The sequence below is a fragment of the Actinomadura syzygii genome, assembly GCF_008085905.1.
Lineage (GTDB): Bacteria > Actinomycetota > Actinomycetes > Streptosporangiales > Streptosporangiaceae > Spirillospora > Spirillospora syzygii.
The window spans coordinates 486,859-508,032 of the sequence record NZ_VSFF01000010.1; the positions used below are offsets into that span (position 1 = coordinate 486,859).

The window sequence follows — 21,174 nt, forward strand, 5'->3', positions numbered from 1 at the left end:
GAGGTCTGCGCGCCGGCGCTGTCCCGTTAGCTGCTGCCGGCGCGCCTGCCGATAATCACGAGGCTGTGGCGCATGACGCGCACCAGTCTGCCACATGGTGCGCAAAGTTGGGACATCTGTCTCAGATGGCGAGACGGCACTGCCCCGGCGGTCCTGCCGCCGGGGCCCGACGACACCGCGAAACCTCTGGTCGGAAGGGCCGTCCGAGTCAGACGATCTTGTGGACCCAGCCGTACGGGTCGGGGCGCGTGCCGTACTGGATGCCGACCAGTTCCTGGCGCAGCCGCATCGAGACCTCGCCGGGCTCGCCGTCGCCGATCGTCCAGGCGCGGTCGGCGCCCTTGACCGACCCGACCGGGCTGATGATCGCGGCGGTGCCGCAGCCGAACACCTCGGTGATCTCGCCGGACCGGCAGCCCGCCTCCCACTCCTCGATGCTGATCTTGCCCTCCTCGGCGGGGATGCCGAGGTCGGGGGCGAGCTTCAGCATGGAGTCGCGGGTGATGCCGGCGAGCAGCGTCCCGGTCAGCGCCGGGGTGAGCAGCCGCACCCGCGAGCCGGACCCGTAGACGAACATCAGGTTCATCGAGCCCACCTCCTCGACCCAGCGGTGCTCGACCGCGTCGAGCCAGACGACCTGGTCGCAGCCCTCCGCGACGGCCTGCTTCTGCCCGGCGAACGACGCCGCGTAGTTGCCGCCGAACTTGGCCTCGCCGGTGCCGCCCGGCGCGGCGCGGGTGTAGTCCTGCGACAGCCAGACCGAGACGGGCTTGATCCCGCGCGGGTAGTACAGCCCGGACGGGGACGCGATGACCATGAACAGGAACTCGCTCGCCGGGCTGTTCACGCCGAGCGCGCGGGTCGTGGCGAACATGAACGGGCGGAGGTAGAGGCTGTGGCCCTCCGTGTCGGGCACCCAGTCCTTGTCGGTGCGGACGAGGAGCTCGACGGCGTCCACGAAGAGCTGCTCGGGGATCTCCGGCATCGCCATCCGGCGGGCGGACCGGTTCATCCGGGCCGCGTTCATGAACGGGCGGAACGTGACGACCGAGCCGTCCGGCTGCTTGTACGCCTTGAGCCCCTCGAACAGCTCCTGGGCGTAGTGGAACACCTGGCTCGCCGGGTCCATCGGCAGCGGTCCGTACGGTTCGAGCTTCGCGTCGTGCCAGCCCCGCTCCGGCGAGTACCGGATCGTGATCATGTGATCGGTGAAGTACCGTCCGAAGCCGGGATCGGCCAGGACGCGCGCGCGGTCCGCCGCGGTCGCCGGTCGCTCGGTGCGGGTGATCTCGAAGTCCAGGGTGTCGCTCATCGCGGTTCGTCCTCTCGCCGGATCGCCGGGGCCGCCCCTTTGCCGCCGCGGCTTCCTTAGTCCCTATTGTCGTACTTCGTCCAGACCTACTGCTCCGGGAGGACGCGGCGCACGCGAAAACCGGGCGCGCCGCGCGGGCACGCCCGGAGTTCCCTGTACTGGCCAGAGAGGCGTGCCCCTAGCCGGATACTCGCTTCGCGATCGCGTCGCCGACCTGGGACGTGGACCGCTCGCCGAAGGCGGCGCGCTCGGCGAGGTCGTCCGAGACGGCCCGCTCGACGCGGCGGGCGGCGTCGCCCTCGCCGATGTGGTCGAGCAGCATGGCGACGGACAGGATCGTGGCGGTCGGGTCGGCCTTGCCCTGCCCGGCGATGTCGGGCGCACTGCCGTGCACCGGCTCGAACATCGACGGGGCGGTGCGGTCGGGGTTGACGTTGCCGGACGCGGCGAGCCCGATGCCCCCGGCGATCGCCGCGCCGAGGTCGGTGATGATGTCGCCGAACAGGTTGTCGGTGACGATCACATCGAACCGGCCGGGATCGCTGACGAAGAACATCGTCGCCGCGTCGACGTGCGAGTAGGCGGTCGTGACCTGCGGGTACTCCTCGGCGACGCGCTTCAGCACGCGCTGGTAGAGGTCGCCCGCGAAGGTGAGCACGTTGTCCTTGTGGACGAGCGTCAGGTGCCGGCGCGGCCGCGACGCCGCGACCTCGAAGGCGTACCGGATGACGCGCTCGACGCCGAACGCGGTGTTCACGCTCTCCTGCGTGGCGACCTCGTGCCGGGTGCCCTTGCGCAGGACGCCGCCGACGCCCGTGTACGGCCCCTCGGTGCCCTCGCGGACGACGACCATGTCGACGTCGTCGGCCGTCACGCCCGCGAGCGCGGTCGCGACGCCGGGGAACAGCTTCACCGGGCGCAGGTTGACGTAGTGGTCGAGCTCGAAGCGGGTGCGCAGGAGGAGGCCGCGTTCGAGGGTCCCGCTCGGGACGCTCGGGTCGCCGACGGCGCCGAGCAGGATGACGTCCTGCTCGCGCAGCTCGGCGAGGACCGAGTCGGGCAGGACCTCCCCGGTGCGGTGCCAGCGGGCGGCGCCGAGGTCGTAGGACGTCCGCTCGAACGCGAGATCACCGGACACGGCGTCGAGGACCTTGAGGCCCTCGGCGACCACCTCGGGGCCGATCCCGTCACCCGGGATCACGGCCAGACGAACACTGCGCGATGCCATGCGCGCACTCTACTGCAAACGTCTCATTGGTTGGGCATTTGTCTCACGTCTCGGAACGGTCGTCTCGTTCCCGCAGGCCGCAGTCACCGCACAGCCCGCCGCCCGGCACGCGGTAGTACAGGCAGCAGTTGCGCCGGCGGAAGCCGCCGGGGCCTGGCGCCCACGTCCCGGCGAGCGGCGGGCGGCCGAGCAGATCCGCGGCGATCGCGCGCCGCGCCGGGTCGGGCGGGCCGACGTTCAGGCCCCCGGCGAGCGCGGACGCGGCGTTGCCCCACAGCAGGCCGTCGGCGAGGGAGACGAAGGTCAGCATCGTCTCGCGCAGCGGCCGGAGCCGGTCGTCCACGACCATGGGGAAGATCAGGTCGGCGGCCCGCGCGGCGTCGCCGACCCGGCGCCCGCGCGGCTCGGCGAGCCGGAAGGCGATCGGCTCGCCGGGCGCGCCGCGCCACCGCAGGCCGGACAGGTCGGGGACGATCCCCCGCGCCGCAGCCGCGACGACCGGCGACCACAGCCGCGCCGCGAGCCCCTGGAACAGCAGCGACGCCGCCACCCTGCGCTCGCCGGCGCCGAGCCGTTCGGCGTGGTCGGCGGTCAGCGCGGCGAGCGGGGCGGCGTCGCCGGGGAACGGGCGCCATCCGTCGTCCCCGGCCGGGCCGGTGCCGATCTCGAAGTAGGGCCCGAGCCGGGCCGTGTCGCGCAGGAGCCCGGCCACCTCGTCGGGCGGGACGTCGGGAGGCATGCGCCCCAGTCTCGCACCGCCCGGTTCCGAGGGCGGGTCAGGTCAGGAACGGCCGCCGTTGTCGCGCCGGTCCAGGGCGGTCTGCAGGGCGCGGGCCGCCTCTTCCTGCGCGTCGTCGGCAGGGGTGTTGTCACGGGTGTCGTTCATGATGGTTCGCTCCGATCGCTGTTTTCTGGCCGGTGGGGCCGCCGGAGAAGGGCGTGGTTCGCACGGTCCGGCGAGAGGGATCGGACTGACGGCCAGGCAGAGCCTCCGCAGCGGGTGCCGGCCTGCCGATGATCAGGCCCCGCTGCGGCAGCGAAGGATTACTACGAAGCGCCGCATGACTACCTGCGAGATTACCTCTGGTCAAGAGGGGTTGTCCCGACCCGTGGCGGAAAATCTCACCATATGAGATGGCAAGCGTCCGCCACGGGCCCGGAGGGGAAGCGTCCCGCTCAGCCGTCGAGGTCGACGCGGCGGCCCATGTCGGCGCCCACCTCGGCGGTGATCGCGTCGACGAGCTGCGGCGGGATCGCGGAGTCGACGGTCAGCGCGATCAGCGCGCGGCCGCCCTTGGCGTCCCGGCCGACCTGCATCCCGGCGATGTTGACCTGCGCGTCGCCGAGCAGGTTGCCGACCGCGCCGACGATCCCGGGACGGTCGACGTAGGAGAAGAACGCCATGTGCTCGGTCGGGACGAGCTCCATGTTGTAGCCGTTGATCTCGATGAGCCGCTCGGCGTGCTTCGGGCCGGTGAGCGTGCCGGACACCGACACGACCTCGCCGCCGGACATCGTCCCGCGGACCTGCACGACGTTGCGCCAGTCGGGGCTGTCCTCGCTGGTGGTGAGGGTGACCTCGACGCCGCGGTCGCGGGCCAGCAGCGGGGCGTTGACGAACGTCACGGCCTCCTCGGTCACGTCCACGAACACGCCCTTGAGCGCGGCGAGCTCCAGCACCTTGACGTCGTGCTCGGCGATCTCGCCGCGGACGACGACGTCCAGCCGGACGGGGACGCCGCCCGCGAGCGCGGTGAAGATGCGGCCGAGCTTCTCGGTGAGCGGCAGGCCGGGCTTCACGTCCTCGGCGACGGCGCCGCCCTGCACGTTGACCGCGTCCGGGACGAACTCGCCGGACAGCGCGAGCCGCACCGACCGGGCGACCTGCGTGCCCGCCTTCTCCTGCGCCTCGTGGGTGCTGGCGCCGAGGTGCGGGGTGACCACGACGTTGTCGTGGTGGAACAGCGGGCTCTCGGTCATCGGCTCGGAGGTGAACACGTCGAGGCCGGCGCCGGCGACCCGGCCGTCCTTGATCGCGAGGTCGAGCGCCTCCTCGTCGACGATCCCGCCGCGGGCGGCGTTGACGATCCGCACCTCGGGCTTGACCAGGCGCAGCTCGCGGTCGCCGATGAGGCCGAGCGTCTCCGGCGTCTTCGGCAGGTGGACGGTGATGAAGTCGCTGTCGGCGAGCAGCTCGTCGAGCGTGACGAGCTTCACGCCGAGCTGCGCGGCGCGGGCCGCCTGCACGTACGGGTCGTAGGCGATCACGTTCATGTCGAAGGCGGCGAGGCGCTGCGCGACGAGGACGCCGATGCGCCCGAGGCCGAGCACGCCGACCGTCTTGCCCTGCAGCTCGACGCCGGTGTACTTGGACCGCTTCCACTCGCCCTTCTTGAGCGCGCCGTGCCCCTGCGGCACGTTCCGGGCGGTGGCGAGCAGCAGCGCGATCGCGTGCTCGGCGGCGGTGACGATGTTGGACGTGGGCGCGTTGACGACCATGACGCCGGCCTTGGTGGCGGCCTCCACGTCGACGTTGTCGAGGCCGACGCCCGCGCGGGCGACGACCCGCAGCTTCGAGGCGTGCTGGAACACCTCGGCGGTGACCTTGGTGGCGCTGCGGACGATCAGCGCGTCGACGTCGGCCACGGCGGGCAGCAGCTGGGCTTTGTCGCTGCCGTCGACGTGGCGGACCTCGAAGTCGGCCTCCAGCACGGCGATGCCGGCCGGGGAGAGTTCTTCAGCGACGAGGACGACGGGCATGCTCAAGGAAGACAGTCCTTCGGGATGTGGATGGAATGTGATCTGTGCAGGTGAAGTCGCGGGTCACCTCGTCGTGCCCTCGCCCCTCCGCGAGTCTATCTCCAGTGGGGTGGAGCGGTTCGCGGCAGGGAGACACCCACCGGTAAGTCGTGGTTCGTCCGGCTCATGACGCCGTCAGGCCGCGTTCGGCTCCGGCACCGCCGCCAGCACGGACGCGACCCGCTCCGCGTCGGCGACGTGGACGTGCGGGACGTCCACGTACACGCGCAGCGGCCCGGCGGGCAGCCCCAGCGCGTCGGCGACCTGGACCTGCACGTCGCGCAGCGGAATGTAGGTCAGGTACCCGCGGTGGACGTCCTGCGACCGGAACATCGCCGTCATGATCAGCCGGTAGCCGCGGATGCGGAAGGACAGCGCCGTCAGGCACGGCAGCCCCTCCGCCGGCTCGCCGGGGACCGTGAGCGAGATCCACGCGCTGGTCGTCCACGGGCGGGCGCGCAGCAGGTCGACGACCCAGCGGATCTGGTCGTTGCCCTGGAGGTCGTGCAGCCGCGGCCAGTACCGCCCGCGGACCGGGCGGCGGGTGCGCTCCTGCGCCCGCCGGACGAGCCGCGCCCGGTCGCCGTGCTCGTAGAGGATCGGGTCCTCCCAGCTGAGCGAGGCGACCTCGAACAGCAGCGGCGGGCCCTCGATGATGGGGCCGCCGTCCTCGAGCCCGGCCTCTCCGGCCGCCCAGACGTGCCGCAGGACGCCGATCCAGGCGTGCCCGCACGTCTCGAAGCGCCGGACGTCCTTCTCCTCGGCCGCCGGCACGTCACGGCTCCCGGCCGTTTTCACGGTCATGTGGATTTCGCCCGCGGCAATTGCCCGGCCGCGCGTTCGCCGCGCGGGAGGCGAATTCCGCCGTGCCGCCGGCTCTCGGCTCTCCGTCGTTCCCGACCTGCATCACACCACTCATGCGCCGCGCCCCTTTGCCGCTCCGGCGGCGGTCACACGAGGTTCAGCGCGGGGAGTCCCGCGTCGGCCGCGGCCGTCACGGCTTTCTTCAAGTATCAGGCAAAGTGCGCCAGAACTACAGAGGATTTTGTTCAAATCGTGCCTTCACCCGCATTCTGACGGCTGGCGTGATGATCGGTCACTGGCCAATCCGTCCAAAATAGGGATGATCAGGGCTTACCACGGATCGGGGCCGGGACGGTACAGGACGACGTACCCCTCCCGGCGGAACACCTCGCGGTAGCCCTCGGCGGCCAGTTCCTCGACCCGGCGGCGCTGGTCGGTCACGCTCGCGAAGGGGAACTCCTGCCGTGCCACGTAGGCGAGGACCCACGGGGCGCCGCGGGAGCGCTCGTCCCACAGCAGGACGCGGGCGCGGGTCGTGAGCGCGGGGCCGACGCCGTTCGCCGCCTCGACCAGCGCGCCGTCCGGGATCCGCGCCGCCGCGGCGGCCGCCGCGCGGGCCCGCTCGTTCGGCCGCCACAGCGCCGGGTCGGCCAGATGCCGGTAGGTGAAGAACGGGACGCAGGCCAGCATCGCCGCCAGGATCGCGGCCCCCGGCAGGACGGCCGGCCACCCGCGCGCCCTCCGGATCCGGCCGCGCAACCGGGTCGCGCCGTCCACCGCCGCCAGGACGAGCACGGCGATGATGAACGCGTTGTAGTGGTAGTGCGGCTCCCACCAGTTGCTGAAACGGCTGTTCAGCATCCGTTCGGCGAGCAGCGGCAGGACCGTCAGGGTCAGCGGCGAGACCAGCGGCAGCAGGAACAGCGGCAGGACGACCAGCGCCACCGTCAGGACCTTCTGCGGCGGGGTGCCGAGGACGGCGGCGACGTCCCACGGATGCGTCAGCGCGTGCACCGCGGCGTGCGGCAGGTCGGGGCCGAGGGAGCCGTAGGCCCAGTAGTAGTCCTTGTCGCCGCCGAACGCGGCGGTGACGACGCGGGAGCAGATCCAGGTCGCGACGAGCCCGACGACGGCGTAGGCGAGGCCCGCGCGGCGGTCGTCCCGGGAGTCGCGGCGGGTGGCGAGGAACATGCCGAAGCCCACGAGCAGCAGGCCCATGTCCTCCTTGACCAGGAGCAGGGCGCACGCCGCCAAGGCGGCCTGGCCGCGCCGCCCGGCGTCGTGCCGCTCGACCATCAGCGCCGACAGCAGCGGGACGAACGCCACCTCGTGGAAGTCGAACGCGAGCGCCTCCGCGACCGGCCACGACAGCGCGTAGCCGCCGGCCGCGCAGTACGCCGCCGCCGCGCCGAGCCTGCGCTCGGTGAACCGGAAGACCGGGACGATCGCGAGCGCGAGCAGCACCGCCTGCGCGAGCAGCAGCGTCGCGGGGCCGTCGTGGATCCAGTACAGCGGGGCCAGCAGGGCGAGGATCGGCGAGAAGTGGTCGCCGAGGACGGCGAACCCGGGCCCGAAGCCGTTGTGGACGCCCTTCACCATCGAGACCGGCGCCTCGAACCGGCTGTAGGAGCGGATCGCCTGGTCGAAGATGACGAGGTCGTAGCTGCCCGCCCGGAACGCGCGCAGCCGCAGCAGCGAGTACGCGCCGTAGAGCGCCGCGCCGCCCGCGACCATCGCCGCGAGCGCGGCGCGCCGCCGCCGGGACGGCCGCGCGGTCGGCGCGACGCCGGCGCGTCCCCCCACCGCCACCGCCTCAGCCACGCGCCGGACGCTACCACCGCCTCCGGCGCGCGGCTGAACCGGCACGTGGACCGGCGCGGCCGGTCCGGCGAGGCGCGCCCCCTGACCGGACCGGCCCGTCACTACCCCGCCGCGCGGCGCGTCATCGGCAGCCGGCCGGCGGTGAACATCCCGGCGGCGAGCGCCGCGACGAGCGGGACGACGACCCCGATGGCGATCAGCAGCAGCCACGGCACGTCCAGGATCGCCCCGTGCGCCGGCACGCTCCCGTCGGACGCCTCGAGATCCTCGGTGAGCGGGCGCGTCACGGCGAAGCCGGGCACGAGCCCGCCCGCGATGCCGAGCCAGCAGCCGATCCCCGCGACGACCACGGCCTGGGCCATCGTCAGCACCCGCCGGGTCCGGGGCCGGGCGCCGACCGCGGCGAGGGTGGCGAGGTCGGGCCTGGCGTCGGCGGCGGCCAGCCCGGTCGAGATCAGCGCGCCGCCGAGGACCAGCGCGGCGGCGACTCCCGCGAGCAGCAGCAGGACGCCGTCGAGGGACTCGGTGAAGCCCCGCTCGACGTAGACCAGCTCGGACTCCGGGGTGTACCGGGAGATCGTCGTCTTCAGCCGCGACTCCTCGGCCTTGGTGACCCGGTGGTCGGCGCGGTCGACGCCGTACGCCTCCGTGTGCAGCGGGAGCCCGGTCCGCGCGGCGACGGCGGGCGGGATGATCGTCCGCACGTGCGGCTCCCCGGCGGCGGCGACGGCCGGGACGTCCCTGATGACGCGGCCCTTCCCCTGCCCGTCCTGGTACTGGATGCGCATGGTCGTCGTCCCGCTCGCGGGCGGCCGCGACCGGAACATGACGACCTTGCCCGCGGTCAGCGCGGCGCTGACGGCCGGGTCGTCGCGGCCGAGCAGCAGGCGCGCCTCGCGGGGCCCGCCGACCACGTTGTCCAGGAGGATCTCCCGCATGCCGTCGTCGTCCTTGCCGGCGACGAGCACCGAGGGGCACCCGGGGGTGGCCGCGCGGTCGCAGGACCCCTCCTCGTACGGCAGGACCTTCAGGGTCTGGACGGGCACGCCGGCCAGGTCGGCGCGGACGGCCCGCCCGACCTCGTCCGCGCGTTCCATCGGCATGCGGACCAGGGTCGTCCCCATCGGCAGTTCCGGGCGGTACTCGATCTCCCGCTGGCGGAAGTCGCTGGCGCCCCCGATGGCCAGCGCGGTGACGGCGGCCACGGCGGCGGTGATCGCCGCGACGGCCGGGGCGGTGCGGGCGCGGTTGCGGGCGGCGTCCCGGACGGCGAGGCGCAGCGGCAGCGGCAGCCTGGACGCGACGCGCCCCGACGCCCCGACGACCGCCGGGCAGACCATCACCAGCCCGATGATGATCGCCGCCGCGCCGAGCGCCGCGCCGAACTCGCGCATCACCCGCACGCCGACCAGCGAGATCCCGATGCCGGCGACGACCAGCAGGCCGCCGAGCAGCGGCAGGCCGCGGCGGGCCCGGCCGGGCGGGTCGCGGCGGCCGGCGAGGGCGGACACGACGTCCATCCGGGCGGCCTGCCGGGCGGGGACCAGCGCGGCGAGGACGCCGCTGCCCGCCGCGACGAGCATCGTGATGACGACGAGTCCCCACGGCACCCGGAACGGGCCGAGCTTGTCGTCGTTCACGGCCTCGATGACCGGCTTCGCGAGCGCCGAGCCGGCGATCCCGAGCGCCGCCCCGCCGAGCGCGGCGACCCCGCCGATGACCAGACCGCCCGCGAGGACGACGGCGCGCAGGTGCCGGGCCTCCCCGCCCGCCGCGGCGACGAGCGCGAGGTCGCGGCGGCGGCGGCGGACGTCCACGACGAACGAGGGCCCGGCCAGCAGCACGACCTGGAGCACGATCATCGTGACGACCAGCGCGCCGATGGCGGTCTCGGCGACGGCCGCGCCCTCCGACACGGGCTCGCCCTCGCCCGCGACCACCGTCCGCGTGGGCTCGGCCGTCCGCATCAGGACGGCCAGCATGACGATCAGGGTGGTGGGGAACCCGATCATCGCCAGCACCAGCGCGGTGCGCCCCTTGGACCGCGCCGCGTCCCGCGCCGCCATGCGCAGCGCGCAGAGATACCCGCTCACGGAGTCCCGCCCTTCTGGGGGACGTCCCCCGGGCCCCCGGAGGGTCCGCGCCATGATCCTCGCTTCGCTCCGGTCACGGCGCCTCCCGCAGCAGGCTCTCGGGGCCCGAGGCCGCGGGGGTGGTGTCGACGATCCGGCCGTCGCGCAGGAAGACGACGCGGTCGGCCCAGGCGGCGTGCCGGGACTCGTGCGTCACCATCAGGCAGGACGCGCCGGCGTCGCAGCGTCCGCGCAGGACGCGCATGATGTCCTCGCCGGTGTTGCTGTCGAGCGCGCCGGTCGGCTCGTCGGCGAGGACGACCCGCCGGTCGCCGACGAGCGCGCGGGCGATCGCGACGCGCTGCTGCTGGCCGCCGGACATCTCGTCCGGGTAGCGGTCGGCGAGCTCCTGGACGCCGACCTCGGTGAGCGCGTGCGCCGCCTCGCGGCGGGCCTGCCGGGCGCGGACGCCGTCCAGCTCGCGGGGCAGCATGACGTTCTCGGCGGCGGTCAGGCTCGGGATGAGGTTGAGGTCCTGGAAGATGTAGCCGACGCTGCGGCGGCGCAGCGCGGACCGTCCGGCCGCGCCGAGCGCGCCGAGGTCGGCGCCGGCCACGAAGACCTGCCCGGACGACGGGGTGTCGAGCCCGCCCGCGAGCGTCAGCAGGGTCGACTTGCCGGAGCCGGACGGCCCCATCACGGCGACGAACTCGCCGGGCGCGACGTCCAGCGTCACGCTCCGGAGGGCGTGCACGAGGCCGGCGCCGCTGCCGTGGTCGCGGCAGACCCCGCGGAGCGCGAGCAGGCTCATCGCCGCGCCTCCTCGTCCGTTTCCGCGGGGGTGTCGGCCGGGCCGGGCGTGGGGGCGGGCGCGCTCACCGCGGGCGGCCCGGCCGACGCGATGAACGCCTCGCAGTGATCCAGCCAGCGCACCTCGGCCTCCGCCTGGAAGACCATCGACTCCAGGACGAGCCGCCACGCGCGGTCGCCCTGCTCGGCCGGCGCGGCGGGCGCCGCCATCTTCAGCCGGGTGAGCTCCTGGAGGCCGCGCAGCGTCGCGGTGCGCTGGGCCTGGACGACCCGCGCGACGTCCACGCCCGGCGTCGTCACGGCCATCGCCAGCTTGATCGCGAGCTCGTCGCGGGGCCGGTCGGTGCGGGTGATCGGCGTGCCGAACCAGCGCCGGACCTCCGCCTCCCCCGCCGGGGTGATCCGGTAGACGAAGCGGCCCTCGTCGTCGGCGCCGACGCGGGCGACGAGGTCGTCGCGTTCGAGCCTGGACAGCGTGGAGTACACCTGCCCGATGTTGAGGGGCCAGGTCGCGCCGGTGGACGACTCGAACTCGGCGCGGAGCTGGTAGCCGTAGCGGGGGCCCTGCGACAGCAGGGCCAGCAGGCCGTGACGTATGGACATGCCTACCAAGTATGCATACCGCGTATGCCCATGGCAACACCGAATGTTCACCCGGTGTCCGCGAACGGCTGCGGCGTGTCACCCCGCCGGGGTGACACGCCGCGATGACATGCCGCTACGCATGCCGCGAAGGAACGGGCTCAGTCGTTGAGCCAGCTCATCATCGGGCGCAGCTCCGCGCCCGTCTTCTCGATCGGGTGCTCGGCGAGCTCCTCGCGGTACCGGCCGAACTCCTTCTGGCCGCCCTCGAACTCGTCCACCAGCTCCTTGGCGTACTGCCCGGACTGGATCTCGCCGAGGATCTTCTTCATCGCCGCCTTGGTCTCCGGCGTGATCACGCGCGGGCCGCGGGAGTAGCCGCCGTACTCGGCGTTGTCCGACACCGACCAGTACATCTTCGAGATGCCGCCCTCGTAGATCAGGTCGATGATCAGCTTCAGCTCGTGCAGCACCTCGAAGTAGGCGACCTCGGGCTGGTAGCCCGCCTCGGTCAGCACCTCGAACCCGGTCTTGATCAGCTCGGAGACGCCGCCGCACAGCACCGTCTGCTCGCCGAACAGGTCGGTCTCGGTCTCCTCGGTGAAGGTCGTCCTGATGCCGCCCGCGCGGAGCCCGCCGATCGCCTTGGCGTAGGACAGGGCCAGCGGCCAGGCGCCGCCGGACGCGTCCTTCTCCACCGCCACGATCACCGGCACGCCGCGCCCGGCGACGAACTGCCGCCGCACGAGGTGCCCCGGGCCCTTCGGCGCGACCATCGCCACGTCCACGCCCTCCGGCGGCTGGACGAGGTCGTACCGGATGCTGAACCCGTGGCCGAAGAAGAGCGCGTCGCCCTCGACCAGCGCCGGCTTGACGTCCTTCTCGAAGATCTCCCGGTGGTGGTGGTCCGGGGCGAGAAGCATGATCAGGTCGGCCTCCTCGGCGGCCTCCGCCGGGGTGACGACGCGCAGCCCCTCGGCCTCGGCCAGCTCCCGGCTCGCCGACCCCTCGCGGAGCCCGACCCGCACGTCGACGCCGGAGTCGCGCAGCGACAGCGCGTGCGCGTGCCCCTGGCTGCCGTAACCGATGACCGCCACGTGCCGGCCCTGGATCACGCTCAGGTCGGCGGCGTCGTCGTAGAACATCTCAGCCACAGTGCTTGTTGCCTTTCGTGATTGTCACTGAATGGAAGGCCGCCCCCGCCGGGAGGCGGGGACGGCCGGAAGTCACGCGCTGCGCTCGATGGCCCGCAGCGAGCGGTCGGTGATCGACCGGGCGCCGCGGCCGATGGCCACCAGTCCCGACTGCACCAGCTCCTTGATGCCGAAGGGCTCCAGGACCTTGATGAACGCGTCCAGCTTGTCGCGGTTGCCGGTGGCCTCGATCGTGACGGCGTCGGGCGCGACGTCCACCACCTTGGCCCGGAAGAGCTGGACGGTCTCCAGCACCTGGGACCGGGTCTCGGCGTCCGCGCGCACCTTGACCAGCACCAGCTCCCGCTGGACGGACGCCGTCCGGTCCAGCTCGACGATCTTCAGCACGTTGATCAGCTTGTTCAGCTGCTTCGTGACCTGTTCGAGCGGCAGTTCCTCGACGTTCACCACGATCGTCATCCGGGAGATGTCCGGATGCTCGGTGGTGCCGACCGCGAGCGACTCGATGTTGAAGCCGCGCCGGGAGAACAGCGCCGCGACCCGGGCCAGGATGCCGGGCTTGTTCTCCACGAGCACCGACAGGGTGTGCAGGCTCATCGGGGTCAGTCTCCGTTCTCCCACTCGGGCGCCATGTCCCGCGCGATCTTGATGTCGTCGTTGGTGGTGCCCGCCGCGACCATCGGCCAGACCATGGCGTCCTTGTGGACGACGAAGTCGATCACGACCGGAGCGTCGTTGATCTCCATGGCCTTCGCGATGACCTCGTCGACGTCCTCGGCCTTCTCGCAGCGCAGGCCGACACAACCGTACGCCTCGGCGAGCTTGACGAAGTCGGGGATCCGCTTGGCCGCGTGCCCGGCCTGCGGCTGGAGCCCGGTGTTGGAGTAGCGCGCGTTGTAGAACAGCGTCTGCCACTGCCGGACCATGCCGAGGTTGCCGTTGTCGATGATGGCGATCTTGACCGGGATGCCCTCGATCGCGCAGGTGGCGAGCTCCTGGTTGGTCATCTGGAAGCAGCCGTCGCCGTCGATCGCCCAGACCGTCGTCTCGGGCGCGCCGACCTTCGCGCCCATCGCCGCCGGGACGGCGTAGCCCATCGTGCCCGCGCCGCCCGAGTTCAGGAACGCGCCCGGCCGCTCGTACTTGATGAACTGCGCGGCCCACATCTGGTGCTGGCCGACGCCCGCGACGTAGTAGGCGTCCGGGCCCGCGAGGCGGCCGATCCGCTCGATCACGTACTGCGGCGACAGCGAGCCGTCCGACGGCGTGTCGTAGCCGAGCGGGTACGTGTCGCGCCACGCCTGGAGCTGCCGCCACCAGTCGCTGTAGTCGCCCTTGCGCCCGGCCTCGTGCTCCTTCTGCACGGCGACGATCAGGTCGGCGAGGACCTCGCGGGCGTCGCCGACGATCGGGACGTCCGCGTGCCGGTTCTTGGAGATCTCCGCCGGGTCGATGTCGGCGTGCACGACCTTGGCGTTCGGGGCGAAGCCGTCCAGCTTGCCGGTGACCCGGTCGTCGAACCGGGCGCCGAGCGCGACCAGCAGGTCGGCGCGCTGCAGCGCGCCGACCGCGCCGACGGCGCCGTGCATGCCCGGCATGCCCATGTGCAGGGGGTGGCTGTCCGGCAGGGCGCCCTTCGCCATCAGCGTGGTGACGACCGGCGCGCCGGTCAGCTCCGCCAGCACCTTCAGCTCGGCGGAGGCGTTCGCCTTCAGCACCCCGCCGCCGACGTACAGCACCGGCCGCTCCGCCGCGACGATCAGCCGTGCCGCCTCCCTGACCTGCTTGGAGTGCGGCCGGGTGACGGGCCGGTAGCCGGGCAGCTGCAGCGCGACCGGCCACTCGAACTCGACCGTGGCCTGGAGGGCGTCCTTGGCGATGTCGACGAGGACCGGTCCAGGACGCCCGGTCGCGGCGATGTGGAACGCCTCGGCGATCGTCCGGGCGATGTCCGTGGCCTTCGTCACCAGGAAGTTGTGCTTCGTGATCGGCATCGTGATGCCGGCGATGTCGGCCTCCTGGAAGCCGTCCGTCCCGATGAGGGACGAGGCCACCTGGCCGGTGATCGCCACGATCGGCACCGAGTCCATGTAGGCGTCGGAGATCGCCGTGACGAGGTTCGTCGCGCCCGGCCCGCTGGTGGCCATGCACACGCCCACCTTGCCGGTCACCATCGCGTAGCCCTGGGCCGCGTGCCCCGCGCCCTGCTCGTGCCGGACGAGGATGTGCCGCAGTTTCGCGGAGTCGAAGATCGGGTCGTAGGCCGGGAGGATCGCGCCGCCCGGGATGCCGAACACGGTGTCGACGCCGACGTTCTCCAGTGCGCGGACCAGCGCCTGGGCTCCCGTCATCTGTTCGGTCGTCATGATCTGGGTTTCCCTTGGGGAGATGTGTCTCTTGGCTCGCCGGGCAACAAAAAACCCCCGCCGCCGGTAGGCGGTCGAGGGGAGGCGCGCAGGACGAGGAGCTTGGTCAGCCTGCGCGCCGACCAAGTACTACGAGAATGGTGATGGTGCTCTGCACGGGCCCCACTTTCGCCGATGTCCGGCCCGCGGTCAAATTATTGAACACTTTGTCTCACCATTTGAGACGCCCGTGACCGGCCCTCGGTCGCCGGCCGGCGCTCGCGCCGCCGGTCAGCCCGGCAGCGGAAGCGGCACGTCGCCGGACCTGCCGTGCTCCTCCAGGTTCGTCCGGACGAGGGACTCCACCCGCCCGGCCGCCATCGGCCGCGCCACGAGGAACCCCTGCCCGCGCGGGCAGCCCATGTCGCGCAGCGCCTGGAGCTGCTCGGGCCGCTCGATGCCCTCCGCCACCACGGTCAGCCCGAGGTCGCTGCCGAGCCGGACGATCGTCCGGGTGAGGAGGGTCAGGGTCTCGTCCGAGCCGAGGCCCGCCACGAACGACGGGTCGATCTTGATGATGTCGACGGGGAGCTGCCCGAGGTAGGCGAGCGAGGCGTACCCGGTGCCGAAGTCGTCGATGGCGAGCCGGACGCCCAGCTCGCGCAGCTCCGACAGGCGCGCGACGTTCTGGCCCGCGTCCTCGACGAGGACCTCCTCGCGCACCTCCAGCGTCAGCGCGTGCGGCGGCAGGCCCGTCTCCGCCAGCACCGCCGCGACCGACTCGACGAACCGGGGCGCGGCGATCTGCCGTCCGGTGAAGTTGACCGAGAGGCCGATGTCCCAGGAGTCGCGGCGCCAGCGGGCGACCTCCCGGCACGCCTCGCGCAGTACCCAGCCGCCGAGCGGGATCATCAGGCCGGACTCCTCCGCCGGGCCGATGAACTCCTCCGGCGGCACCGCCTCGCTCCCCCGCCACCAGCGCAGCAGCGCCTCCACCCCGCACACCCGGGACGTCGCGAGCTCCACCACCGGCTGGAACTCGATCGCGAACTGCTCCTCGGCGAGCGCCCGCTGCAGGTCGCTGCCGAGTTCGAGCCGCCGGACGACGTCGGCGTGCATGTGCGGCGCGTACACCTCGACGCGCCCGCCGCCGAGCTCCTTCGCCCTGGCCATCGCGAGGTCGCCGTTGCGCAGCAGGTCGGCGGCGGTGCGGCGGAGGCGGCGCTCGGCGTCCGAGCCGCCGCCCTCCGGCGGGCGCTCGTCATCGCCGGCGAACGCGATGCCGACACTCGCCGTCAGCACGATGTGCTTGTCGCCGACCTGGTAAGGGTCGACCGAAAGCACCCGCAGGAGGCGTCCGGCCAGCTCGACAGTGGCGCGTGTCTCACGGTCGTCCGGCGGGAGCTGGACGAGCACCGCGAACTCGTCCCCGCCCCAGCGCGCCACCGTGTCGTCGGACTGGACGTTCGCCCGCAGCCGCCGCGCCGCCTGCGACAGCACCTGGTCGCCCGCCGCGTGGCCCTCGGAGTCGTTCACGGCGGTGAAGCCGTCCAGGTCGACGAACACGACCGCGACCGCGCCGGCGGACGGGCGCCGCGACAGCACCTCGCGGGTGCGCTCCTCGAAGTAGGACCGGTTCGGCAGGCCGGTCAGGCCGTCGTGGAAGGTCAGGTGCGCGACCTGCCGCTGGAGCGCCGCCTGCTCGCTCAGGTCGCGGGTCGTGACCAGCAGGCGGGCGGGCCCGCCGTCGGAGCCGGTGAACCAGGAGACCGTGGACTCGGTGGGCAGCCACGTCCCGTCGGCGGCGCGGACCCGGCACGAGACGCGCAGCGCGTCGCGCGGGTCGGCGAGGCGGCCCGCCGCCGTCCCGGCCTGGTCGTCGAGGAACTCGGTGAACACGTCCTGGACGCGGGGCAGGTCCTCCGGGTGGACGATCTCGTTCAGCGGGCGGCCGAGCAGCTCGTCGGGGGCGTAGTGGTAGGTGCGCAGGGCGCCCGCGCTGGCGTACCGGACGGTCGCGTCGAGGTCGCAGATGAGGACCGCGTCGTCGATGCTCTCGGTCAGCGCGCGGAAGTGCTCCTCGCCGGTCTCCACCGCGCGGCGCAGCCGGTCGTTCTCCCGCAGCAGCCCGGCGAGCCGCGCGATCAGCACCAGCGCGGCCGAGCCCGCGGTGATCGACACGCCGGGTTCGAGGCCGTTCTCCCCGGTGATCGAGTGGCCCGCGATGAACAGCCCGGCCGCGGCGGCGACCGCGGCCGGGGCGAGGCCGGGGCCGATCATGCGGCCGCGCCGCTCGCCCGCCGGGTCGGCGGCGTCCGGCTCGTCGCCGGAGTCGGCGACGTCGGCGGGGATGTCGTCGACCGGGAGGTCGGGTTCGGGGGCCGGGCCCGTCCACGGGACGAGCAGCAGGAGCAGCAGCCCGGCGAGCCGCAGGATGTCGGACGGGTCGTCGGCCGCCCGGCCGCCGTCCAGCCGGACGAACGTCGTCACGATGTCGGCGCCCGCGACCGCCGTCAGCGCGCCGTAGCCCATCCAGGCGAGCCGCCGCCGGCCGCGCGCCGCGCCGAGGACGAATGGCAGCGCCCCGCAGATGAACACGATGTCGATCAGCGGGTACAGCAGTTCGAGCAGGAACTCCGACGGCGACTCCCCCGACTGGTGGTAGAGCCTGCCGAACAGCGCGACCCAGCCGAGCACGAACAGCGCGCACGCGCAGACGTAGGTGTCGGCGGCGTAGCGGAGCCAGGCGCCCGCGTCCCGGGGCAGCCTGATCGGCACGACCAGGCCGACCACCAGCGACGTCAGCGCCACCAGGTAGAACAGATCGGGGACGGACAGCGACAGCGCGCTGCGCCCGCCCGGGTCGCCCGCGCCCGACAGCGCGCTGCCGAGCGCGCCCGCGAACCAGGCCGCGGCGGCGATCCCGTACCAGCGCCAGGACGCCCGCCAGAGCCCGCCGGGCGCGGCGTCGGCGGGCGGTCCGGCCGGTCGCCGGGCCGACAGCAGCAGCGACACGGCGGCGGCGCCCGCGGCGGCGGCCTCGGTCCACGCGATGAACGCGCGGCCGCCCCAGCCGAGCAGCGAGCCGGTGGCGTACAGCGCGCCGGCGATGGCGGCCACGGCGACGGGCAGCGCACGCGGCGGTATCCGCCTGGTGTGGTCGCCGCTCATCGCGCCGTGTTCCTTCCCGCCCCGATGGAGCGTCGGTCCCTGGAGGCGCAGCGCCGCGCCAGGGGAGATGTGGGTCTTCACCACTCGTCCCGCCCGGATAACGGGCGGGAGGCCATGAATCGTGCCCCGCGCGGAGTGCGCGGGCCGGCCTGCGAGCGCGTCCGTCTCGCCCGCCGGAGATCAGCGACGTTGCTGCACTACGGGATCACCGTGACGCTCAATGTACGTTCGGTAGGTCACGGAGCGATTGAGGCTGGGCGTCCTCCCGGCGACGAACGCCCTAGTCGGATCACGGTTTGGGATGACCGAAACCGAATCGTCCCTCCTGGTCCGACCTGCCGGAGATCACCCTGTGTGACCGCCTTCGGGGGCGATACCGGCGGGCGGAACCGCCAGACGCGCACGGTCCGCGCTTCCTCCGGAGGCGCCCCGTGCGCAAGCATACGATCATGCGACAGCAGACGATCGTCCTCGCCTCGGCCGCGCTGCTCCTCGCGGCCTCCGCGGCGGCCTGCTCCTCGGACGGCTCCGGCGGCGGCGAGGCGAGCACCCCGCCGCCCGCCACGGCCGGGGCGACGTCCCCGTCCGCGAGCCCGGGCGGGGCGCGCGTCGTCGCGTCCGGGCTGGCGGTGCCGTGGGGCGTCGCGTTCCTGCCCGGCGGCGACGCGCTGGTCACCGAGCGCGACACCGCGAACCTGGTGCGGGTGTCGCCGTCCGGGCAACGGCGGCAGATCGCGAAGGTGCCAGGAGTGCAGCCGGAAGGCGAGGGAGGTCTGCTGGGCGTCGCCGTGTCGCCGTCCTACGCCACCGACCACCTCGTCTACCTGTACTTCACCACCGCGTCCGACAACCGTGTCGTCCGCGCCACCCTCGACGGGTCCCTCGGCGCGCCGCAGCCGATCGTCACCGGCATCCCGAAGGGACCCAACCACGACGGCGGACGGCTCCAGTTCGGCCCAGACAAGATGCTCTACATCACGACGGGCGAGACCGGCGACGGCCCCCTCTCGCAGGACAAGAACTCCCTCGCCGGGAAGATCCTGCGCGTCACGCCCGACGGGAAGCCCGCCCCCGGCAACCCGTTCGGCAACCGCATCTGGACGTACGGGCACCGCAACGTCCAGGGCATCGCCTGGGACGACAAGGGCCGCATGTACGCCACCGAGTTCGGCCAGAACACCTTCGACGAGATCAACCGGATCGAGAAGGGCAAGAACTACGGCTGGCCCGAGGTGGAGGGCGTCGGCCGCCGCAAGGGCTTCACCGACCCGCTGCTGACCTGGTCGACGGACGAGGCGTCGCCGTCCGGCCTCGCCTACGCGAACGGGTCGCTGTGGGCCGCCGCGCTCGGCGGGCGGCGCCTCTGGCAGGTGCCCCTCGACAACGGCAGGGCCGGACGGCCCGCCGCGCACTTCGAGGCCGTGTACGGACGCCTCCGCGCCGCCGTCGCGGCGCCCGACGGCACGCTGTGGATCACCACGAGCAACAGGGACGGACGCGGCGACCCCGCCAAGGACGACGACCGCATCATCAGCGTCCCCGTCCGCTGACGCCGCCCGAGCGGCGTCAGCGGACGAACGACTCAGGACGCGCCGAGCTTCTCCAGGATCAGCTCGCGGGCGCGCCCGGCGTCGGCCTGCCCGCGGGTCGCCTTCATGACCGCGCCGACCAGCGCGCCCGCCGCGGCGACCTTGCCCGCGCGGATCTTGTCGGCCACGGCCGCGTTGTCGGCGATCACCTGGTCGATGACCGACGCCAGTTCGCCCTCGTCGCTGACGACCTTGAGCCCGCGGGCGGCGACGACCTCGTCCGGCCCGCCCTCGCCCGCGAGGACGCCCTCGAACACCTTGCGGGCCAGCTTGTCGTTCAGCTCCCCCGCGGTGATCATCGCCTGGACGCGGGCGACCTGCTCCGGCGTGATCGGCAGGTCGGCCAGCTCGACGCCCTGCTCGGTCGCGCGGCGGGACAGCTCGTTCATCCACCACTTGCGCGCGGCCCCGGCGTCGGTGCCCTGCGCGACGGTGGCCTCGATGAGATCGACGGCGCCCGCGTTGACGACGTCCCGCAGCTCCAGGTCGGACAGCCCCCACTCCTCCTGGATGCGGCGGCGACGCGCGGCCGGAAGCTCCGGCAGGGACGCGCGCAGCTCGTCCACCCAGTCCCGGGCCGGCGCCATCGGCACCAGGTCGGGCTCGGGGAAGTAGCGGTAGTCCTGCGCCTCCTCCTTGCTGCGCCCGCTCGTCGTGCGGCCGGTGTCCTCGTGGAAGTGCCGGGTCTCCTGGACGACACGGCCGCCGGCGGACAGCACGCCCGCCTGCCGCTCGATCTCCGACCGGACGCTCCGCTCCACCGACCGCAGCGAGTTGACGTTCTTCGTCTCCGAGCGCGTGCCCCACTCGGACGCGCCGCGCGGCATCAGCGAGACGTTCACGTCGCAGCGCATCGAGCCCTGCTCCATGCGCACGTCCGACACCCCGAGGGACCGGACGAGCTCGCGCAGCTCCGTCGCGTACGCGCGGGCCACGAGCGGCGCCTTGTCGCCGGTCGCGACGATCGGCTTCGTCACGATCTCGACCAGCGGGATGCCCGCCCGGTTGTAGTCGACCAGCGAGTACTCGGCGCCGTGGATGCGCCCGGTGGCACCGCCGACGTGCAGCGACTTGCCGGTGTCCTCCTCCATGTGGACGCGCTCGATCTCGATCCGGTACGTGTCGCCGTCGACCTCGACCTCCAGGTGGCCGTCGACGCAGAGCGGCTCGTCGTACTGGGAGATCTGGAAGTTCTTCGGCATGTCCGGATAGAAGTAGTTCTTCCGGGCGAACCGGCACCACTCGACGATCTCGCAGTTCAGCGCGAGGCCGATCTTGATGATGCCCTCGATCGCGGCGCGGTTGGTGACCGGCAGCGACCCCGGCAGCCCGAGGCACACCGGGCACACCTGCGTGTTCGGCTCGGCCCCGAACCCCGTCGGGCACCCGCAGAACATCTTGGACACGGTGCCCAGCTCGATGTGCGTCTCGATCCCGAGCACCGGCTCGAACCGCGCGAGCGCCTCGTCGTAGTCCATCAACGTTTC

The 21,174-nt window shown here is 73.0% G+C and carries 15 protein-coding genes; 1 reads left to right on the forward strand and 14 read right to left on the reverse strand.

Features of this window, described 5'->3' with window-relative positions; genetic code table 11:
• Positions 1 to 208: 208 nt before the first annotated feature.
• The 13 genes from FXF65_RS27690 to FXF65_RS27750 form a co-directional block, all read right to left on the reverse strand.
• Positions 209 to 1,312: a branched-chain amino acid aminotransferase gene (locus FXF65_RS27690; RefSeq protein ID WP_148352933.1), complete on the reverse strand. Its 1,104-nt coding sequence runs from the start codon at positions 1,310 to 1,312 to the stop codon at positions 209 to 211.
• Between the two features lie 178 nt (positions 1,313 to 1,490).
• A complete protein-coding gene (locus tag FXF65_RS27695; protein WP_148352934.1) occupies positions 1,491 to 2,540 on the reverse strand; it encodes a 3-isopropylmalate dehydrogenase in 1,050 nt (349 codons plus the stop codon).
• Positions 2,541 to 2,583: 43 nt separating this feature from the next.
• Positions 2,584 to 3,279, reverse strand: coding sequence for a (2Fe-2S)-binding protein (locus tag FXF65_RS27700; RefSeq protein WP_148352935.1), 696 nt, complete (start codon positions 3,277 to 3,279; stop codon positions 2,584 to 2,586).
• Between the two features lie 437 nt (positions 3,280 to 3,716).
• Complete coding sequence (gene serA / locus FXF65_RS27705) at positions 3,717 to 5,306, reverse strand: phosphoglycerate dehydrogenase (protein WP_148352936.1); 1,590 nt, start codon at positions 5,304 to 5,306, stop codon at positions 3,717 to 3,719.
• Positions 5,307 to 5,474: 168 nt separating this feature from the next.
• A complete protein-coding gene (locus FXF65_RS27710; RefSeq protein WP_148352937.1) occupies positions 5,475 to 6,143 on the reverse strand; it encodes a thymidylate synthase family protein in 669 nt (222 codons plus the stop codon).
• A 330-nt stretch (positions 6,144 to 6,473) separates the two neighbouring features.
• The gene (locus tag FXF65_RS27715; RefSeq protein ID WP_148352938.1) at positions 6,474 to 7,964 is read right to left on the reverse strand and encodes a DUF2079 domain-containing protein; all 1,491 of its coding nucleotides are present in this window, start codon (positions 7,962 to 7,964) and stop codon (positions 6,474 to 6,476) included.
• Between the two features lie 101 nt (positions 7,965 to 8,065).
• Positions 8,066 to 10,057 (reverse strand): FtsX-like permease family protein, encoded by a 1,992-nt coding sequence (locus FXF65_RS27720; protein ID WP_187412531.1) that lies wholly within the window; start codon positions 10,055 to 10,057, stop codon positions 8,066 to 8,068.
• Positions 10,058 to 10,130: 73 nt separating this feature from the next.
• A complete protein-coding gene (locus tag FXF65_RS27725) occupies positions 10,131 to 10,847 on the reverse strand; it encodes an ABC transporter ATP-binding protein (protein WP_148352940.1) in 717 nt (238 codons plus the stop codon).
• A complete protein-coding gene (locus tag FXF65_RS27730; RefSeq protein WP_148352941.1) occupies positions 10,844 to 11,449 on the reverse strand; it encodes a PadR family transcriptional regulator in 606 nt (201 codons plus the stop codon). The genes FXF65_RS27725 and FXF65_RS27730 overlap by 4 nt, the downstream gene beginning before the upstream one ends.
• Before the next feature lie 140 nt (positions 11,450 to 11,589).
• Positions 11,590 to 12,573 (reverse strand): ketol-acid reductoisomerase, encoded by a 984-nt coding sequence (gene ilvC, locus FXF65_RS27735; RefSeq protein ID WP_148352942.1) that lies wholly within the window; start codon positions 12,571 to 12,573, stop codon positions 11,590 to 11,592.
• Between the two features lie 81 nt (positions 12,574 to 12,654).
• Complete coding sequence (gene ilvN / locus FXF65_RS27740; protein ID WP_148352943.1) at positions 12,655 to 13,179, reverse strand: acetolactate synthase small subunit; 525 nt, start codon at positions 13,177 to 13,179, stop codon at positions 12,655 to 12,657.
• A 5-nt stretch (positions 13,180 to 13,184) separates the two neighbouring features.
• Positions 13,185 to 14,972, reverse strand: coding sequence for an acetolactate synthase large subunit (locus FXF65_RS27745; protein ID WP_281288951.1), 1,788 nt, complete (start codon positions 14,970 to 14,972; stop codon positions 13,185 to 13,187).
• 246 nt (positions 14,973 to 15,218) lie between these two features.
• Positions 15,219 to 18,098 (reverse strand): putative bifunctional diguanylate cyclase/phosphodiesterase, encoded by a 2,880-nt coding sequence (locus tag FXF65_RS27750; RefSeq protein WP_148352945.1) that lies wholly within the window; start codon positions 18,096 to 18,098, stop codon positions 15,219 to 15,221.
• A 449-nt stretch (positions 18,099 to 18,547) separates the two neighbouring features.
• Here FXF65_RS27750 and FXF65_RS27755 point away from each other — a divergent pair, with 449 nt between their 5' ends.
• Positions 18,548 to 19,648 (forward strand): PQQ-dependent sugar dehydrogenase, encoded by a 1,101-nt coding sequence (locus FXF65_RS27755; protein WP_148352946.1) that lies wholly within the window; start codon positions 18,548 to 18,550, stop codon positions 19,646 to 19,648.
• 32 nt (positions 19,649 to 19,680) lie between these two features.
• On the opposite strand, the gene gatB is transcribed toward FXF65_RS27755, so the two are convergent.
• Entirely contained in the window at positions 19,681 to 21,165 is a 1,485-nt protein-coding gene (gene gatB, locus FXF65_RS27760; protein ID WP_148352947.1) for an Asp-tRNA(Asn)/Glu-tRNA(Gln) amidotransferase subunit GatB, read from the reverse strand.
• Positions 21,166 to 21,174: the final 9 nt, after the last annotated feature.

Excerpts from the sequence above, each read along its gene's own strand:
- FXF65_RS27700 (WP_148352935.1), bottom strand. The coding sequence starts at position 3,279 with ATGCCTCCCGACGTCCCGCCCGACGAGGTGGCCGGGCTCCTGCGCGAC.
- FXF65_RS27730 (WP_148352941.1), bottom strand. The coding sequence starts at position 11,449 with ATGTCCATACGTCACGGCCTGCTGGCCCTGCTGTCGCAGGGCCCCCGC.
- FXF65_RS27695 (WP_148352934.1), bottom strand. The coding sequence starts at position 2,540 with ATGGCATCGCGCAGTGTTCGTCTGGCCGTGATCCCGGGTGACGGGATC.
- gatB (WP_148352947.1), bottom strand. The coding sequence starts at position 21,165 with ATGGACTACGACGAGGCGCTCGCGCGGTTCGAGCCGGTGCTCGGGATC.
- ilvN (WP_148352943.1), bottom strand. The coding sequence starts at position 13,179 with ATGAGCCTGCACACCCTGTCGGTGCTCGTGGAGAACAAGCCCGGCATC.
- FXF65_RS27690 (WP_148352933.1), bottom strand. The coding sequence starts at position 1,312 with ATGAGCGACACCCTGGACTTCGAGATCACCCGCACCGAGCGACCGGCG.
- FXF65_RS27710 (WP_148352937.1), bottom strand. The coding sequence starts at position 6,143 with ATGACCGTGAAAACGGCCGGGAGCCGTGACGTGCCGGCGGCCGAGGAG.
- FXF65_RS27755 (WP_148352946.1), top strand. The coding sequence starts at position 18,548 with ATGCGACAGCAGACGATCGTCCTCGCCTCGGCCGCGCTGCTCCTCGCG.
- FXF65_RS27725 (WP_148352940.1), bottom strand. The coding sequence starts at position 10,847 with ATGAGCCTGCTCGCGCTCCGCGGGGTCTGCCGCGACCACGGCAGCGGC.
- FXF65_RS27750 (WP_148352945.1), bottom strand. The coding sequence starts at position 18,098 with ATGAGCGGCGACCACACCAGGCGGATACCGCCGCGTGCGCTGCCCGTC.
- ilvC (WP_148352942.1), bottom strand. The coding sequence starts at position 12,573 with ATGTTCTACGACGACGCCGCCGACCTGAGCGTGATCCAGGGCCGGCAC.